This is a genomic window from Magnetococcales bacterium (assembly GCA_015228935.1).
GTDB lineage: Bacteria > Pseudomonadota > Magnetococcia > Magnetococcales > DC0425bin3 > HA3dbin3.
Genome location: JADGCO010000009.1, coordinates 39,606 through 54,380, shown reverse-complemented (window position 1 = coordinate 54,380; position 14,775 = coordinate 39,606). Strand labels below are relative to the sequence as shown.

The 14,775-nt window shown below is 52.0% G+C and carries 12 protein-coding genes; 6 read left to right on the top strand and 6 right to left on the bottom strand.

What is annotated here, in order from left to right:
* The first annotated feature begins 10 nt into the window (after window positions 1-10).
* Window positions 11-832, top strand: coding sequence for a prolipoprotein diacylglyceryl transferase (gene lgt / locus HQL65_04390; protein MBF0135455.1), 822 nt, complete (start codon window positions 11-13; stop codon window positions 830-832).
* 24 nt (window positions 833-856) lie between these two features.
* Here the strand turns inward: lgt and HQL65_04385 are convergent, their stop codons facing one another.
* A complete protein-coding gene (locus HQL65_04385; protein MBF0135454.1) occupies window positions 857-2,008 on the bottom strand; it encodes a hypothetical protein in 1,152 nt (383 codons plus the stop codon).
* A gap of 54 nt (window positions 2,009-2,062) precedes the next feature.
* Window positions 2,063-3,964, bottom strand: coding sequence for a polysaccharide biosynthesis protein (locus HQL65_04380; protein MBF0135453.1), 1,902 nt, complete (start codon window positions 3,962-3,964; stop codon window positions 2,063-2,065).
* Window positions 3,965-4,168: 204 nt separating this feature from the next.
* Between HQL65_04380 and HQL65_04375 the strand changes: the two genes are divergently transcribed.
* The 4 genes from HQL65_04375 (at window position 4,169) to HQL65_04360 (ending at window position 8,702) form a co-directional block, all read left to right on the top strand.
* On the top strand, window positions 4,169-5,884 hold the full coding sequence (locus HQL65_04375; protein MBF0135452.1) for a hypothetical protein: 1,716 nt from the start codon (window positions 4,169-4,171) through the stop codon (window positions 5,882-5,884).
* Window positions 5,885-6,177: 293 nt separating this feature from the next.
* Window positions 6,178-7,167, top strand: coding sequence for a toll/interleukin-1 receptor domain-containing protein (locus HQL65_04370; GenBank protein ID MBF0135451.1), 990 nt, complete (start codon window positions 6,178-6,180; stop codon window positions 7,165-7,167).
* Entirely contained in the window at window positions 7,164-8,177 is a 1,014-nt protein-coding gene (locus HQL65_04365) for a hypothetical protein (protein ID MBF0135450.1), read from the top strand. The genes HQL65_04370 and HQL65_04365 overlap by 4 nt, the downstream gene beginning before the upstream one ends.
* Window positions 8,178-8,180: 3 nt before the next feature.
* Entirely contained in the window at window positions 8,181-8,702 is a 522-nt protein-coding gene (locus HQL65_04360; GenBank protein ID MBF0135449.1) for a hypothetical protein, read from the top strand.
* Window positions 8,703-8,829: 127 nt separating this feature from the next.
* On the opposite strand, the gene HQL65_04355 is transcribed toward HQL65_04360, so the two are convergent.
* Entirely contained in the window at window positions 8,830-9,243 is a 414-nt protein-coding gene (locus HQL65_04355; protein MBF0135448.1) for a hypothetical protein, read from the bottom strand.
* 215 nt (window positions 9,244-9,458) lie between these two features.
* Between HQL65_04355 and htpG the strand changes: the two genes are divergently transcribed.
* Complete coding sequence (gene htpG, locus HQL65_04350) at window positions 9,459-11,420, top strand: molecular chaperone HtpG (protein MBF0135447.1); 1,962 nt, start codon at window positions 9,459-9,461, stop codon at window positions 11,418-11,420.
* Between the two features lie 121 nt (window positions 11,421-11,541).
* On the opposite strand, the gene HQL65_04345 is transcribed toward htpG, so the two are convergent.
* From HQL65_04345 to HQL65_04335, 3 genes are read right to left on the bottom strand one after another with little or no spacing between them, the layout of a single operon-like run.
* A complete protein-coding gene (locus HQL65_04345; GenBank protein ID MBF0135446.1) occupies window positions 11,542-13,005 on the bottom strand; it encodes a hypothetical protein in 1,464 nt (487 codons plus the stop codon).
* Window positions 13,002-14,363, bottom strand: a complete 1,362-nt coding sequence (locus HQL65_04340) for an AAA family ATPase (protein ID MBF0135445.1) — start codon at window positions 14,361-14,363, stop codon at window positions 13,002-13,004. The genes HQL65_04345 and HQL65_04340 overlap by 4 nt, the downstream gene beginning before the upstream one ends.
* 24 nt (window positions 14,364-14,387) lie before the next feature.
* Window positions 14,388-14,594: a hypothetical protein gene (locus HQL65_04335; protein ID MBF0135444.1), complete on the bottom strand. Its 207-nt coding sequence runs from the start codon at window positions 14,592-14,594 to the stop codon at window positions 14,388-14,390.
* Window positions 14,595-14,775: the final 181 nt, after the last annotated feature.

Here is a 14,775-nt window from a genome sequence, read left to right as displayed (position 1 = left end):
GGAACGCCTTTTGAACGAAATCGCCCCCCCCTGCATCATATGGAATCTGGATCCCACCATCACTCTGTGGTCCATGAATGTCCGCTGGTATGGACTCCTGTTTGGCCTGGGGATCATCCTGGGACATACCCTCCTCTCCTGGCAGATTGCCCGCGCCGGCTACCCGGAAAACACCGACATTCGTCTGACCTGGGCCTTGGCCCTGGGCATGCTGATCGGGGCTTTCACCGGACATCGGGTATTTTATGCCTGGGATCAGGTTGCAGCCAATCCATGGGCGGCTTTCAACCTGAAGGGACCCATCGTCGGACTCTCCAGTCACGGTGCCGCTGTGGGCATTCTGCTGGCCCTTTATGTTTACCACAAATGGTCCCGTATTCCATTTCTGGATCTGGCCGACCGGATCACTTTCGGAACAACGCTGGTGGCGTTTTTTGTGCGCCTCGGCAATCTGGCCAATTCCGAAATTGTCGGCAAGACAACGTCCGTGCCCTGGGCTTTGTGCTTGACGCACCATGACCGTACCGGACTGGTTCCCCGGCACCCCGTTCAAATCTATGAAGCCCTTCTCAGCCTCGTGGTGCTGGGCCTGTTGTTCTGGGCAGACCGACGGCACGGCGGGGAACAACGCCCCCGCGGCATGCTCCTGGCTCTTTTCGCCTCCAGCTATTTCGGCTTGCGTATTGTGGCAGAATTTTTCAAGGAACCCATGGTCTTCTCCGCCGATTCTCCCCTCTCCATCGGACAAATCCTCTCCCTGCCGTTCTTTCTGGCCGGGGTCATCCTCCTCAGACAGACATGGCCCGGCAATATCCGCCGGTCTGCTGAATAAGGGCCTCCCTGTTCAGCAACCTTTTCAGACCATGGCGGGTTCGGTTTTGCGTCCTTCCCCGATTTTTTCTTTTTCCTCAATCTTCCCGGCATCCGTCATTTCTTCGCCGTTGGTCTGTTTTTCCGCTTGCATCTTGGCTTCCTTCATTTCCCGTCGCTGGCGCAAGCGTTTTCTGATGAGTGTCTCCAGAAAATGGAGGACAACGGCTGCCGCAAAACCAATCATGAACCCAATACCAAGACCTGTTGTAACCATGCGTCCCTTGTCGGGACTGACGTGGTCACCAATCCTGGGCGGAATGGCAGGATCAATCACGCGATAAATGAACTCCTTGCGCAAGCGGGCCGCCATCATCTTTTTAATCTCCACTTCCATCAAGCCAGCGATGGCTTGCTGAAACTCCACGTAAGATGTCTGCTTGATCTGATTGGTCAAGAACTCCATCTTTTCTTCGCATTCCTTGATGGCCTTGGCCCGTAATCTTCTGTTGAGAACATCGACCAGCAGATTGGCCCATTTTGCTGCTTTTACAGGATCTTCTGTGGTAACGGAGAGACTGTACGTCCCGGTGACGGCATCGGGACCAAGCTGGATCATCAGCCGCAACTTCTGGGCAGCCTGGAACAAATCAGGTTCCTTGCCGTTTTTCCACTTGCCAGCCACCTCATCCCATTGATCCGGATAGAGTTCAGGGAGCAGGTTTTCCTCCCGGATCAGGCTTGTCATGAACGTGCGCGATTTCAAATTGACATTCGCCAGGTCACCACCAGGACCACTGATACCTCCACCCATCAACAAACCCGAAAGAGGTCCCAACAATCCAGATACAAAACCGGCACTGGTAACATTGCTGGTTCCCACGGAAGTAGCTGCCATCTGCGTCATGGTACCCCCTGACTCATCAGCAGAAATAAGCGACGTCATGGCCTTGTATAAATAGGGAGTATTCTTGGCCTTCTGATAGGCATTATAGGTAAAGATAACCGTGATAATAATCGTCACCCATGAATATTTCAACAAACCCCACATGAGGTCGCTTAAATCCAGCTTGCTCTCTTTTTTATCTCCAAAACCTTCTACATCAAAACCGGGAAAGCCTGGTGGGGGAAAAACCCCAGGAAACGGAAATGGAGGTAGTTGATTGGAATTTTCCGGCTTGTTTTGTTCAGAATCCATGGAAACGTACACCTTCACACTGTCGCATGTGTCTTGATGGATAACCCGGCATGATCATGGGGCCTTGTGAATCCAGACCCAATCCTGAATGCCACCCGAGGGATGATAACCACTGACCGACTCGCCAAGAATTTTGAGTATTTCAGCATAATCAAAATCTTTGGAAGCCTGGGAAAGTCGGGACAGATCTTTCTGGATACGCTCCCAGGGAAAGGACTCCTCCTGGGCATGGAGGATCATTTCATGTTCTGTCGGCAACAGATTATTGCCAATCAGCAACTCTTCGTAGAGTTTTTCCCCCTCCCGCAAACCCGTATACTTGATCTCAATGTCACCGAAGGGATTGTTTTGATCTTTGACGGTCAATCCGGCCAGGCGGATCATGCGCCGGGCAAAATCATCGATCCGGACCTGTTTTCCCATATCCAGAACAAACACATCCCCTCCCCTGCCCATGGAACCGGCCTGGATGACCAATTCAGCAGCCTCGGAGATGGTCATGAAAAACCGCTCCACATCCGGGTGGGTCACCGTGACCGGTCCACCCCGCTTGATCTGGTCCCGAAACAAGGGCACCACCGAACCGGAAGAGGCCAACACATTGCCGAACCGCACGGAAACAAAGCGGGTCTTGACATTGGGCAACTGAGACATTCCCTGTAAAATCAGTTCTGTAAACCGCTTGGTAGCTCCCATGACGTTGGTCGGACGGACCGCCTTGTCGGTCGAGATCAGGACGAAGGTTTCCACATTCTCGGAATTGGCCGCCTCTGCCAGGCTCAATGTCCCGAAAATATTGTTTTGCACCCCTTCGATGGGATTGCGTTCGATGATGGGAACATGTTTATAGGCTGCGGCATGATAAACCGTGTTGATGTCAAACGATTCGATGACGGATTGCATGCGTTTGCGATGTTCCGTGGAACCCAGGATCGGTATCAGGTCAAATTTTTCGGGGAAACCTTCCAGGATGCGCCGCAATTCCTGTTCGATGGTATAAAGGGCAAATTCAGTCCGTTCGACCAGGACCAGACGTTTGGGTGCCAATTGCATGATTTTGCGGCACAGTTCCGAACCAATGGAACCCCCGGCACCGGTCACCAGGACCGATTTGCCACGAATACAGGCATCCATCAGGACGCGATTGGGTTGGACAGGAGTCCGTTCCAGCAAATCCTCGATGCCAACCTGTTCGACATCCTCGACCCGCTTGTTGCCACTGGCAATCTGTTCAAGGTCCGGAACGACCATGACCTGCGCCGGCATGTTTTCCAGACTGCGGATGATTTCCGAGCGTCGCACCCGATTGACAGAGGGCATGGCCAACATGATGCGCTGAATTCCATACTGTTTGATCAGTTCCGGCAAATCCTTGGGGGCGTGGACCGGCATACCCAAAATTTCGTGCCCCTGGATTTCCCTGTTATCATCAACAAAAATGATGGGTTGCGCTTCCACACTGTGCTTGATGGCCATGGCCAGACGCACACCCGCATCACCGGCTCCATACACAGCCGTGGGTATGCGTTTCCGCGGTGAACCCGGATCGGTCATCAGTAAAAAACGAACCAGCATGCGGCTGCCACCGATGAGGATCAGCAGCAGCATCCCCTCGACCATCCAGACTGTTGGAGAAAAAAGCGGAATATCAAGAAGCTTCGCACCGATCACCGTGAACAGGACACTGAAAAAGACGGCCTTCAGTATGCTGAAGACCGCCTGGGCTTCCAAAAAGCGAATGATGGACCGATACAGACCAAAATGTTGAAAGATCGGAAATGACACCACCATGGCCAGGGGCATGGAAACCCAACTGACCCGCAACGCATCCGGAACCCATACATCATACCGGACCGAAAATCCCCCCCAAACGCTCGCCAGGATGGCCAACATGTCATAATAGAGCAGGATGGATTGCTTGGTGCGTCGCGACCGTGTCAACAGATAAGATCGCATTTCCCTCCAGAACCTGTGATTTTTCAACCTTCCAACCCTTTCATTTTCTCTCCATTCCCCGGCTCAAAAAAAATCCCGGCTGAACCAGACACTTTTTTCCTTGGCGAACTCAGACCTTTCCAGGAAACTGGGAGCATGGATGGCAGTCGATCCGATAAAATACCACTTCTTTCCCTTCTCTCAAATCCATTTCAGCACTCAGGCATGAACAATATCCCCTTGACCAGCCCTGCCGTGCCCTCTGCCAGCCCCTCCCTGCTGCCATCCTGGGGCATTTTGTTGCTGGCCTGGGTGGTCTCCCTGCTTGCATCGCTCTTCCTGCTGGTCCCCAACTCCGACGATATTTTTTACTTCGGACCGGGGCTCGGTCTGCTTCACAAGGGTGCGTTGGCCATACCCATGGCGGAGACGAACGTCTACATTTTTTCCCTGTTTGGCACGTACTCTTTCCTTCAGGGCCTGTTTCTTTTCCTGACCAATCTGCTGGGTGTGCCGGTCAATTTTTTTACGTACCGTTTGTTTCAGGCCTTTCTGGTCATCGGCAGCCTGACGTTGGCCTTGCAATGTCTGCGGCTCGCCCATCCCGATGATACCGAGGGCAATGCCAACCGTCGGGCACTGTTTCTTGGCATTCTGGCTTTCACCCCATTTTCCATGTCTTTGCTGCCGGTCCGCCCGGAATATCTGGGATTCTTTTTTCTTTTTGGATCCTTGCTGGTACACCAACGCCATCTGGGCCGGGAGAGTCCGGGCTGGAGTCACCTGGCACTGACCGGAATTTTATTCGGCCTTTGCGCCATTTCGCATCCGGTATTTGCCCTGCCCGCCGGGGTCTGGTCCCTGATTGCCGCCTGGCAACTCTGGCAACGGTGGCCAGGATCACTTCTGCTTCCCCTGTTTCTGCTTGCCAGTGCCCTGCTGCCTCTGCTGGCCCTGCTCGCCTTTTACTGGTCGCACTACCCCGACTCCCTGGCCGAATTCCAGACTCACGGCCAGGAATTGACCAGCCAGAACGCCCAGGCCAGGGTGTTGCTGACCGGCTTCATAAACCGGGTATATCGCATTTTTTTAATGAGACCACCCTGGCAAGCCCGGATCCTGGATATATTCTTTTATCTCCCCCTGTTTGTTCTTCTGCCCCTGGCCGTGGCCGTGGGCTGGCGTCAGGATAAACAAACCTCTCTTGCATCAACCCCTCTGGCCAAAACACTCCGACCTTTTCAATGGGTCATCTGGCTTGTCATACCCCTGATTCTGGTCCTGATGTATGACATGCGCAATTTTGACGGCCTGATCGCCTTTTATGCGGCCTGGCTTCTGGCCCACTCCAACGGTGACCGCTGGCTCCTCGGATTGCGCACCAGGATCACAGCCGGGAAAAGGCGGGTTCTGTTCTGGATTCTCTGCCTTTTCATTGTCATCTGGCCCGTCACCCATGCCCTCAAGTTTCTTCTGAATCCAGACAGCTACATGGATCCGTTCCGCTTTCGCAACCTGGTTGCCTCCCTCCCCAATGAGATCACCCACCTGTTGATCGAAAACCCGGAGGGTGCCCCTTTGTTCCTGAACGAATTGCAGCAAACCATCGTCATGGGCAAGGCGACTCCCCGCAAGGCGTATTGGATTTTTCCGCAACTGGGCAGTTTGACATCCCAAACGACGGCCACCTGGATGCGAACATTTCTGACCGGCATCCAGGCCGACCCGACCCGGGGACAAGTGGGATGGTATGTCAATCAACGTCATTTGCGCCTGGACAAGGCCACCGGCAAAGGGTGTATCCGCCTGCCCAATGCCGGCTTCGATCCCCAACTCAAAAAGACCGGATTCGAGATCGCCATCCAGGTGGTGCGCACCGTCCAGGAAGACCGGAAAAACATATTCCTGATCACGAGCGACTTTGCCCTGGGATGCCCCTGAAACACGCCATGATGCACCCTGTGTCGGGGACGAATCAGAATCGAGCGACATGAAATTCATATTCTGCCCAGGTGTACCGTCAGAATCGAGCGACATGAAATTCATATTCTGCCCAGGTGTACCGCATGCATAATATCTACAAACCGGAACTGGCGGTCCATATTTTGAGGCACCCGGCGTGCCTCTCTGCTCCCACTTTGGTGAATCATCTAACGCACATTCTGATGCGCAATCCTACCAACGTTTCACGTGCAGGACTCAACATCCCCTGCTTTGCGTGGCAGGATCCTGCATTGGACATCCACGGACGCCCCGCCCGCTTCTCTCTGGATCATGTCCACCATGGGGTGGTGATCGTCCTGGTAGACAGCAATATGGCCCGCGACCAGGATTGGAATGCCTTTCTCGTGGCACTGGCCAAGGCGACAGGTACCCCTCCTGAATCTCCCCACCTGCTGATACCGGTCACCCTCTCGTCCCAGGTGTTTAAGATAAACCCCAATCTGTTGAATACAATACATTATATTCGTCTGCATGAAATCGCCGTCGTGGAACAGGCTCGGCACCTGGGGCTGAGCATCATGCATGAACTCTGCCGACTGCTGTTGCAAAACCGCCGTGACAAACGCAGCCATGCCCCAGTGCAACTCTTTCTCAGTCATGCCAAACAGGATGGCCTGACCATCGCCCAGGCCCTTAAAAATCACTTGTGCCACTTCACTCCCATGGGCGTTTTCTTCGATGCTCGAGACATTGCTCCCGGCCACAGTTTCGCCGAAGAGATCGAAGGAGCCATTGATGATTCAGCCCTGATTGCCATCCAGACCGATGCCTATGCCTCCCGTGATTGGTGTCAAAAGGAAGTTCTGGATGCCAAATGTCTGGAAAAACCGGTATTGGTGGTCAATGCCGTGCAACAGGAAGAAGAGCGGCAATTTCCCTATCTGGGAAATACACCATCCATTCGCTGGCAGGCAGATGACATCAAGGAAAGTTGCCAACGCACTGTTGCAGCCATCCTTACGGAAACATTGCGCATGACCCATGCGTCCATGCTGATGGAAAATCTCCTGGAGCTGCACAAGATGCCATCCCCCTGCCAGTGGCTGAGTACCCCGCCGGAATTGGTCACCCTTCTGACCGTTGCACGCCTTCACAACCCCAGCCTTCAAACCATCCTCTATCCCGATCCCCCTTTGGGTTCCAATGAGTTGGCTCTGCTAAAAAAGATGCGTCCCCATGTCGCTTTCCTCACCCCCAATGAGTTGGCAGGAAGAACATGAACGCCCATCCATCTCCCACGCACCGTCCCAACCCACTCTCTGGCTGGACCATTGCCATTTCCATCTCCGAGAGTCCGGACCTGGCACTCTCGGGCTTGCAGCCCATTCATCTGGAACTGGCCATGCAGGAAATGGCCCGATATCTCCTGGCTCAAGGAGCAGATTTGGCTTATGGCGGTGATTTGCGTCCTGGTGGATTTACGGAACAGTTGTTCCAACTGGTGGCCACCTATCGGAGAAAAGATGATCACGATGATGTCAGGCGCATCCACAACTATCTGGCCTGGCCCATCCATCTGGATTTTTCTCCTGATCATCGAAAAATTTTGGAAAATATGGCCATATTTCATTGCCTGCAACCGCCGGCTTCACTGCGGCATCCCTCTCTCAATCCTGAAATACGCCCACCGAATGACGCCCTGGGTCGCTATTTACGATCCATCAGCCTCACTGCCATGCGCCAGGAAATGCATCGCACCTGTCAGGCCCGTATCCTGCTGGGAGGAAAATTGACCGGCTACTCGGGACGTTGTCCGGGAATTCTGGAAGAGGCCTGGCTGGCACTTCAGGCCGGCATTCCCCTGTTTGTATTGGGTGGCTTTGGCGGCTGCACCGCCCGCATTGCCCAGGCATTGCTGGGCGAAACACCCGAGGAGTTCAGCGAAATCTATCAAGTGGAACAGGCCAACAAGGCCCATCAAGCAAAGCAGACATCCGCATCCACTTCACCCCTGCAAAAGCCACCGGCAACTTCGACTCTGCAAGAACTTCTGGCAACCTATCGCACCGAACGGGAAAAGGGAGATCCCCTGGCAGAAGTTTTTGATTATCAAAAAGTTTTGCATACTCTGAAAGAGAAAGGTCCCGCCGGTCTGAACAATGGTCTGCTTAAAGAGGAAAATGAACGATTGTTTGCAACCCCCTATCTGGCGGAGATGATCCAACTGGTCATCAAAGGCTTGCAACAATGCGCCACACCCTCAACAAACACACCCCCGACAGGACAATAAGCCATGCCAATCCTGGAAAAAGGTTCCTTTCAACTGAATCTGGGTCTGTTCACAGTGAAGGGTGATTTTTCGGATCTGGATCGACAATGCGCCTGGGAGCTGTATACCGAGATGTCAACCCGGGTGGCCGTAACCGGTAAGGTACATGATGCAGAATGTACCGATTTTTCCGGTGAAGTACTGGTGGAGAGCCTGGACTCACTCTACACCTTTTTCAAGGAGACGCGACAGATCATGCGTTCCTTTCCTGTAGGAAAGACAAGGCAAAACAATCATCTTGGATTGCTCATCAACCGCATGTTTCAGGATGTGTTGCGGCCTTTCCTGGAAAAATGGCAGGCCGACTTCCGCTATTGGTGGCAATACCAAAGCAATCCCCAACTCTCCCCCTTCGAACGGCAACGGGCATACCCCCGGTATGATGAGTTTCTCAACGACTGGATCAGCATCCGCTGGATGATGCGGAAAATCATGGAAAACCTGATGCAGACCTATGCCCTGGTCGATCTGAACACGAATCCATGAACGCCTGCCGGGCGTTTTTTCCAAAACGCCTTGGAACACAGCGTTCCTGAACCCGGCAACAGCCCCCGAAAACGTTCAATTCCTGGAACTGCCGAAAACGTTCAATTCCTGGAACTGCCGAAAACGTTCAATTCCTGGAACTGGAAAAATCGCGCCGGGAAGCGGAAATCGTCACGGTGAAACCTGCCACCACGTCCAGAAACGACATGAGCGTCAAGGTCAGGAAGGTCACCGTTCCGGCAGCAGCCACCAGGAGAAATTCCACCAGGAAAACGACAAAAACCATCATGGACAACATGTGATCCAGAATGGAAGCATCCGAAGAGCGCGTGGCCTTGAACAACTCGACATACAGGGCACCCACACCCACCATGATCAACACATCACCCAGAGTGGCCGTGACCGTCGCCTTTTGGAGCGGAATGACAAGAATGGTCTGCGCCAATATTTTCAGATGCGCATCCGCCACGCCCTGAAAAAGAAAAACATTATAAAAAATCAATAAATAGGCAAACATGGGGATGGAACGAATCACTTTCATGCTGATTTTCCTTTCCGATGAACACGCGCAACAGGATTTGCCAACCAGGGTCCGGCAACGGGACGCCACATTTTTTTCCTGGGAACCCTTGCAAAACAATCAGAGAATTCCCATATCGCCTGTAACGGACATATCCCGCAGGCACCTGTATGGGGTACCCTATTTTTGTTTCGGATTCAAACCTTTTTTATTGTGACAGAGGGGCAGTTGCAGCCATGAGCGAGGCAGTCGGCAAAGAGACAAGGCAGTTCCAAACCGAGGTTCGGCAATTGTTGGATCTGATGATCCACTCCTTGTACAGCAACAAGGAGGTGTTCCTGCGAGAGCTGATTTCCAACAGCTCCGACGCCGTGGACAAGTTGCGTTTCGAGGCATTGTCCAATCAGGGACTCTACGAAGATGCCCCTGACCTCTCCATCCGTATCGCTTTTGACAAGGAAGCACGCACCGTCACGGTCTCCGACAACGGCATCGGCATGAGTCGGGATGAAGTGATCAGCAACATTGGCACCATCGCCAAATCCGGTACCCGGGAATTTTTCAAATCCTTGACCGGTGACCAGGCCAAGGACGCCTCCCTGATTGGTCAGTTCGGCGTGGGTTTTTATTCCTCATTCATTGTCGCGGATCGGGTCACCCTGAAGACACGCCGGGCCGGTCAACCCGTCCAGGAAGGGGTGTTGTGGAGTTCCGCCGGCGATGGCGAATATACCCTCGAAACCCTGGAAAAGCCGACCCGAGGCACCGAAGTCACCCTGCATCTGCGGGAAGGCGAGGATGAATTCCTCGATGACTGGCGGCTGCGTTCCATCATTCGCAAATTTTCCGATCATGTCTCCCTTCCCATCCTGATGGAAAAGAAGCCGTTCGATGCCGGTGCCACCGGGGATGATGAAGCATCCGCCGACAAGACAGAGGCCGACAAAAAAGAGTCCCAAGAACCCAAACCCCCGGAGTGGGAAACCGTCAACAAGGCCTCGGCCATCTGGACCCGTGCCAAGAGCGACATCAAGGAAGAAGAGTACAAGGAGTTTTATAAACACGTCTCCCATGACTTTGAAGAACCCCTGACCTACCTGCATGTCCGTCTCGAAGGCAAGTATGAGTACACCCTGCTGCTGTACATTCCCAAAAAGGCCCCCTTCGACCTGTGGGATCGTGAGCGCAAACATGGTGTCAAACTCTATGTGCGGCGGGTGTTCATCATGGATGGGGCGGAAGAACTCATGCCCCGCTACCTCCGTTTTGTACGCGGCATCATCGACTCCACGGATCTGCCTCTCAACGTATCCCGGGAAATTCTGCAAAAAAATCCCATGGTCGATGCCATGCGCAAGGGATCGATCAACAAGGTCTTCGGCATGCTGGAAGAGATGACCGAAAAAGAGCCGGAAAAATATGCCGAATTCTGGAAAACGTTCGGTACCGTCTTCAAGGAAGGGGTTGTCGAGGACTATGCCAATCGGGAACGGCTTGCCAAGCTGTTGCGTTTTTCCACCACCCATACCGACAGCGACCAACAGAATGTCTCCCTGGCGGATTATGTCTCCCGCATGAAGCCCGAGCAGGAAAAAATCTACTACGTCAATGGCGAAAACCATAACGCCTGCAAGAACAGTCCCCACATTGAAATTTTCCGGAAAAAAGGGATTGAGGTCCTGCTTCTGTCTGACCGGGTGGATGAGTGGATGGTCAACCACCTGCATGAATTCCAGGGAAAACAGCTTCAGGCCGTGACCAAGGGCAATCTGGACCTGGGCAAGCTGGAAGATGAAAAAGAAAAACAGAGCCACCAGGAAGTGGATGCCAGCTTCAAGGATGTCGTGGAAAAGGTAAAGAAAGTATTGGGCGAAACGATCAAGGATGTTCGGGTCAGCCATCGTCTGACCGACTCGCCGGCCTGTCTGGTCGGGGAAGAGTACGACATGACCGCCACCATGGAACGCATTCTCAAGGAGGCCGGCCAAAAGTTGCCCAATTCAAAACGCATCCTGGAACTCAATCCGACCCATCCCCTGATCACCCGCCTGCAAGGCGAACAGGACGAAACCCGCTTCGGCAACCTGAGCCGGATTTTGCACGATCAGGCCCTGTTGAGCGAAGGCGGCCAACTGGAAAATCCCGCCGATTTTGTCCGGCGCTTGAACGGATTGCTCCTGGAAATGGCCGGCGGCTGATTTTACTTGTCGCATGATGCTTTTGTTGTATCAACGCTCCCTCGACATGCTCGGGGGAGTGTTTTTTTTTCCACACGACTGAAACATCCAATACAAAGCATCCTGGCCGCCTTCCGGATTGTCAGGCCGGCGGTGGCACTCCCCCTTTCTTTAATATTTTGGCAGCCACACGATAAATATCGGGGATATTGACGCGACCATCCGGTCGTATTTCTGCCACACCTATGCGCAGCAAGGCCTTCAATAGAGAAGAATCCGACCCACCCCCGGTATCAAACTCCACCGGTGGCAAAAACCCTTCGATTTTTGCAGCTTTTTGAATCCGGGCAAGGCTTTTTTCTTTTTTCCAACAGGCAAACAAAATAATCTCTTCGCAGGGGACGCGCAAATCGGCCAACGGTTCCAAAGCGGTCTGGATCCATCCATACTCCTCGCGTAACTGATTCAGGCGTAAGATGGAAGCGGATTGCAAACCTTTTTTCAATCCTTTTGGATCAATCACCTTGTCGTCCAGATGTGTTTCCGTGATTGCCGCAGCACGCAAAGATTCCAGAAAGCTGCACGGTGACACGGAGCCAAAAGTATCAGACAAGTGATTGTAAACCCAGGTATAAGTTTTTCCCCGCTGGGCGTTACTGCCCATGAAGGACCCAGCCATTTTACTGAAAACCCGTGCCTGGTGTTCTTCATCATTGATCAAGCTGGCTGGTAAATTCATGCTGGTTTCCTGATTGGGAACCCTGCCCAGGCACGCTTCGATCAGGTTGCGAAACGAGCCGCTATTCTTGGTACGGTTTTCCAGAAGCGAAAAAAGCAAACCGTACAGGTCCTTCTTTTCCCAGGTCAAATTGACTTTCTGTCCAACCAGTTTGGATGCATCCGGAAAGCTGAAGAGAGACTGGTCTTCGGCCTGGTCAATCCGCATGAAAATTTTCAATTTGACAGCCTGATACGCCATGAAAGGCAAGGCAACTCGCAGCAGTGCCTTGCTTCTTCGTTGAATTTGTGGCCAATCCCCGCCAAGACGATCCAGGGCATCGAAAACGATGACCTGGCGTAATCCTCGTTCAACAAGACGTTTGTCGGCTGCACGCAAAGTATTCTGCAAGCGCTCGGCATCGGCATGTGCCCAGGAGACCAGTCCGGCGGAACCGCGCCAAACCTTCGGAAGTTCGAGGTCAATCCATGGTCGCAAACCATGCAGGACAACAGCCCGCCAGATTATTTCAGAATTGAATTGATCCTTCTCTTCCAGATCATCCAGAATTTCACGCGAAGGCGGTCCAAGGTCACTGGTATCCGTTCCGGAAAACCCGAGCGTGACCTGGCACAAGTCGAGTTTCAAGCGTGGGTAAGACTGACTGACATGCTGACGGGTCGCATCGTTACACAAGACGCCAGACCAGAAACTCTTGCCCACTCCCCGTCCCCCCACGACCAGAATTCTTTCCGGATCCAGGGCTGTTGCGTGGCCTCGTGGCGAAAAAATGTCTCCAATATTCGGCGGTCTGTCAGCATGGTGTGCAGGCGCAGAATCAATACCGGCCAGGGTTTGACGTATATCCATGAAATCATTTGGTGTCATGGTGCAATCCCCTCCGGTATTTCAAGCCATTCACTCACGCCACGCATCAGGGATCCGAAAGTTGACTCATACACTATCCGGTCCAATTGTATGGAATCCGCCAATGGATCAAACTCCATGAATTGCGAATTGGACAAGATTGGCCAGGCATAATGAGGCGCTGATGGATCATCGAGACCCGGTTCCTCCAATACGGATGAGGCATCTTCATCTGATTTCATAAAAAAATTGTATTCTTTATAAAAAAACTCAGAAAAGATTTCATAGGCACGATCACGAAACATTTTCTGTTGTTCCAAATTCGCCGGTGCCTTGGCATGAATCATGCGGAAACGATAAATCCAGTCACGATTCTCCTCTTTGATAAATCGAGCCAGATGCGCCAACAGATAACGATAACTGGCAAAAGTTTGTGGCGTATTGACTCCAAACAGCAACACATCGGCATTAAGACCCAATAATGCTGCGGCGGTCAATTCACTCAAACCGGCCCGGGCATCGATCAAGATGGCATCATAGTGTTTCCAGGATGCAAGCTGGTCAATCAACGTGCGTGTCCTGGTCAGAAAACTCAAAGATTGCCCTGAATCCTGGGGTTGATCCAGATATGCACGGGAAAGTTTGGCCAGAACATTGGCTGGACAGGTATCCGCATTTCTGCCAACAGCCGGCACCACATCTATGGTTCCCTGATTGCCTCCAAACGAACTCGCAGCAATCATGGAGTTCAAAAATTCACGATCATCTGCCTTGACACCACCCACACCACTTTCCACATACCAATCCAACGATCCAAAGAGCGGTTTTTCTCTTTCTGCAAGCAGCATTGAACCAAGACCCGGGGCTTCCAAATCCAGATCCACAGTCAAGACAGTCCGACCCTGCCGGGCCAATTCTGCGGCCAGGACTACCAGAGCCGTCGAACGTCCCACGCCTCCTTTCATGCTGGCAAAGACAATCCGCACCGCCCCGGATGATTTCGGCATGCATTCAGGTGCAATCAGCCAATCGCTCCCAATCATTCGATGATCAATTATTCTGACATCAACCGGGTAAATTATTTTTCCAATATTAAAATTAAATTTTTCATAATGACAATTGCCATTATTTATTATGGATTGAACACCAGGCTGTTCAATATCCATAATGCAATCATTGTCCCGGGAATAATTCGGCAATATTTTTTTTATTTTTTTAATGATCTTTTCTTTAGAATCACCTGGCATTGCTTGATTACAAATAAACGCCAATTTTCCGGTCGTGTCTCTCAACACATAACCATCCCGTACAAATTCAATCCCTTGTAAACGGACCAAATGTTTTAAAAATTTTTCGATACTTTCATCAAAAAAGATCATTTTTCTACACTCTTTTTAATCGTTTCATGATTTCATGATTCCAATAGCCGTATCAGCATCTCTCTGCATTTTAATAGCCAACCTTTCCTTGACCGACCTGTTTCCCGCATAACGCATCTTGATATCCCAAGCTTCCATGAACTTTTGGCTGCCAAGTATTTTCGGCAATTGGATCTTGTACACGGACTTTCCCGATTGCAAGCCAAGATTATCCATGGCCACTTTTTTCAAGCCTGGAAAATGCTCGTGCAAATCATTCGTTATATGAACGCCAGATACTTCCAGACAATACTTGACAGCACACTCTGCGGCAAGTCCAAAATGGTATCCTGCATTGTCAAATCGTTTTTTTTCAGGAGAATGACACCATCTTCATAATGCCGATTGGCTGATTCTTCCCAGTTGATATCAT